This is a genomic window from Bradyrhizobium sp. PRIMUS42, assembly GCF_023006515.1.
In the GTDB taxonomy this organism is placed as follows: Bacteria; Pseudomonadota; Alphaproteobacteria; order Rhizobiales; family Xanthobacteraceae; genus Bradyrhizobium.
On the sequence record NZ_JALBGZ010001288.1, the window covers coordinates 1 to 932 of the forward strand.

Sequence of the window (932 nt, forward strand, 5' to 3'; positions counted from 1 at the left end):
CACCAGCAGCGCCGGCCTGTCGCCGCGCCGCACCGCGCGCTCGAAGCCGCGCGGGATCTCGACGCCGAATAGCACCTTGCCGGATTTCAGCAGGTTGTCGAAATCGTCGACGTCGTGCACCTCATAGAGGAAGCGGAAATAGGCCGTATTCTCGAGAGCTTTCAGGACCGAACGGGCAAGATCAGAGTCCTCCTGGAGCAACACGGCGCTCGGCAGATGGTGCGGCGTGGTGTTGATGGCATAGCCGAACAGCATGAGCTGCATCACCGGCAGCATCACGATCATCGCGAAGGACACGCGATCTCGCTTGAGCTGGATGAACTCCTTGACCAGCATCGCATAAGAGCGCCGCAGGAAGCCGAAGCGTTCCCGGATTTCGTGGCGTGGTGCGGGATGATCCACAGCACTCATTGGAAATTGTCCCTGGAGCGACCCATCAGCTCGATGAACACGTCTTCCAGCGATGGCGACGACTTCTGCCAATGCAGACCGCTCTTTTCGCGCCAAGGCGCGATGCTGGCTTCGAGCGCCGTGGCGTCGCGGCCGGACACGTGCAGCGAGGTGCCGAACGGCGCCACCATGTCGATCCCGGACTTGCCGGTAAGCTCGGCCGCGAGCTCGTTCAGATCCTCGCCCGTCACAGTGTAGGTCGTGAGCGCAGATTTGGCGATCACCTCCTCCACCGTGCCGTGCGTCAGCAGATGGCCGTACGCGATGTAGGCGATCTCGTGGCAGCGCTCGGCTTCGTCCATGTAATGAGTCGAGACCAGCACGGTGAGGCCCTCGGCGGCGAGCGCGTGGATCTCATTCCAGAAGTCGCGCCGCGCCTTGGGATCGACGCCGGCGGTGGGCTCGTCGAGCAGCAGGAGTTGCGGATTGGGCAGCGTGCAGGCTCCGAGCGCCAGTCGCTGCTTCCAGCCGCCGGAGAGCTC

Annotated in this window: 1 protein-coding gene and 1 pseudogene; both read right to left on the minus strand. The window is 63.6% G+C overall.

Annotated elements, in window-relative coordinates:
* Nucleotides 1-411, minus strand: a pseudogene (locus tag MOV75_RS39765) (ABC transporter permease); the annotation flags it as partial.
* The coding region (locus MOV75_RS39770; protein WP_247008316.1) for an AAA family ATPase at nucleotides 408-932 on the minus strand (525 nt) is incomplete at its 5' end. The pseudogene MOV75_RS39765 and the gene MOV75_RS39770, both read right to left, overlap by 4 nt.